3 protein-coding genes are annotated in these 2,154 nt (G+C 60.9%); all 3 read left to right on the top strand.

Features of this window, described 5'->3' with window-relative positions:
- Positions 1–495, top strand: a 495-nt coding sequence (ccoO, locus tag ACIPIZ_RS29625; RefSeq protein WP_401169057.1) for a cytochrome-c oxidase, cbb3-type subunit II, incomplete at its 5' end; no start/stop codon positions are given.
- A gap of 5 nt (positions 496–500) precedes the next feature.
- Positions 501–698: a cbb3-type cytochrome c oxidase subunit 3 gene (locus ACIPIZ_RS29620; protein WP_007917155.1), complete on the top strand. Its 198-nt coding sequence runs from the start codon at positions 501–503 to the stop codon at positions 696–698.
- Entirely contained in the window at positions 695–1,648 is a 954-nt protein-coding gene (gene ccoP / locus ACIPIZ_RS29615; protein ID WP_064391309.1) for a cytochrome-c oxidase, cbb3-type subunit III, read from the top strand. The genes ACIPIZ_RS29620 and ccoP overlap by 4 nt, the downstream gene beginning before the upstream one ends.
- The last annotated feature ends 506 nt before the right edge of the window (positions 1,649–2,154 follow it).

Genomic DNA, 2,154 nt, shown 5'->3' with positions numbered 1-2,154 from the left:
AACAAACCGGTGGAAGGCATGAAGCCCTACACCGCGCTGCAACTGGAAGGCCGCGACATCTACATCCGCGAAGGCTGCGTCGGCTGTCACTCGCAGATGATCCGCCCTTTCCGCGCCGAAACCGAGCGCTACGGGCACTACTCGGTTGCGGGCGAAAGCGTGTGGGATCACCCGTTTCTCTGGGGGTCGAAACGTACCGGGCCGGATCTGGCCCGGGTCGGCGCGCGCTACTCGGATGACTGGCACCGCGCGCACTTGTACAACCCGCGCAACGTCGTACCGGAATCGAAAATGCCGGCCTACCCGTGGCTGGTCACGCAAGCGGTCGACAGCAGCCACACCGAAACCAAGCTCAAAGTCATGCGCACCCTCGGCGTGCCGTACACCGACGACGACATCAGCGGCGCGGTGGCCAGCCTCAAGGGCAAGACCGAGATGGACGCGCTCGTCTCCTACCTGCAAGTGCTCGGCACTGCGATCAAGAGCAAGAGGTGAGCACGATGATCATTGAGATGAGTGCAGGCCTGATTCGCGGTCTCGGCACGGTCGTGGTGTTCGTCGCCTTCGTCGGCCTGACCTTGTGGGTGTTCAACCGCAAGCGCACCCCGGAATTCGCCGAAGCACGTCTGCTGCCGTTTGCCGACGAGCCGCAGCCCGAACAAAACCAAGCATCTGAAACAAGGAGTACCCGGCCATGACCACCTTCTGGAGTACGTGGATCTGCGTACTGACCATCGGCAGCCTGATCGGCCTGACGTGGCTGCTGATCGGCACCCGCCGGGGCGAAACCAAGGGCAGCGTCGACCAGACCATGGGCCACAGCTTCGACGGCATCGAGGAGTACGACAACCCGCTGCCGCAGTGGTGGTTCATGCTGTTCGCCGGCACGCTGGTGTTTTCCGTGGGCTATCTGATCCTCTATCCGGGCCTGGGCAACTGGAAAGGTATTCTTCCCGGTTACGAGGATGGCTGGACCGGTGTGCACGAGTGGGAAAAGGAAATGAACAAGGCTGATGCCAGGTTCGGGCCGATCTTCGCCAAGTTCGCCGCCATGCCGGTGGAGGAAGTGGCGAAGGATCCGCAGGCGTTGAAAATGGGTGGCCGTCTGTTCGCCTCCAACTGCTCGGTGTGCCACGGCTCGGACGCCAAGGGCGCGTTCGGTTTCCCTAACCTCGCCGACAGCGACTGGCGCTGGGGCGGCGACGCCGACACCATCAAGACCACCATCATGGGTGGCCGGATGGCGGCGATGCCGGCCTGGGGCGAAGTGCTCGGCGAGGCCGGGGTGAAGAACGTGGCTGCGTATGTGCGTCACGAACTGGCCGGTCTGCCATTGCCCGCCGACAGCAAGGCCGACCTGCAAGCCGGACAGCAGGCGTTCAGCACCACTTGCGTAGCCTGTCACGGGGCAACCGGCCACGGCACTGAAGCCATGGGCGCGCCGAATCTGACGCACCCGGCCGGGTTTATCTACGGAACCAGCCTGACCCAACTCGAGCAAACCATTCGCCATGGTCGTCAGGGTCATATGCCGGCGCAGAACGAGCTGTTGGGTAACGATAAAGTGCAATTGCTCGCCGCTTATGTGTACAGCCTGTCGCACGGATTGAATACAGAAAAACTGATTACCGAAGACAACAAGAAGTAATCATTGCATACACCTCTGCCGCACCTTTCTCGGTGCGGCAGCATCCTGCCCCTTTGCGACGCATTGTCGCACCCCTTCGCACCCTCTCCTTTCGGTTCCCCGGATTCGGGTCTACGCTTGCTCGATGCGGACTGGCTTGTGCCGGTTCCAGGTCAACGCTGACTGCTGTGTTCTGCGAACCGGCTGACTGATGTGGCCGCAAACGCCGGTAGATACCGGCTGTCGTGCCATTTGCCATCCGTCACCCGAACTGAGCGTTTGAACACACCCCGTTACAAGCGACCTGAACCCCTCGCTTTTTTCGTCCGCTGCGACATTTTGTCCGAGGCCAATTTTGTCCTTACGCGGCGCATGGAAAGGCCGCAGAATCAGCGTTGGAAAGCATTGACCCAGGTCATGGCGCGTTGCAATGACCCCCTGCTCTCTGCATACTTGCGGCCGATTTTAATCCTAATAAAACACCCAAACCGTGGAACCTTAGAATGAGCACAGCAATCTGTCCGACT

The sequence above is a fragment of the Pseudomonas sp. NPDC087690 genome, assembly GCF_044743175.1.
Classification (GTDB): Bacteria; Pseudomonadota; Gammaproteobacteria; order Pseudomonadales; family Pseudomonadaceae; genus Aquipseudomonas.
Note: the sequence above shows the minus strand (reverse complement) of the source record. Positions and strands in the feature narration are given on the sequence as shown.

Bases quoted from the DNA above. Each gene is read 5' to 3' on its own strand.
- ACIPIZ_RS29620 (WP_007917155.1), top strand. From the start codon at position 501: ATGATCATTGAGATGAGTGCAGGCCTGATTCGCGGTCTCGGCACGGTC.
- ccoP (WP_064391309.1), top strand. From the start codon at position 695: ATGACCACCTTCTGGAGTACGTGGATCTGCGTACTGACCATCGGCAGC.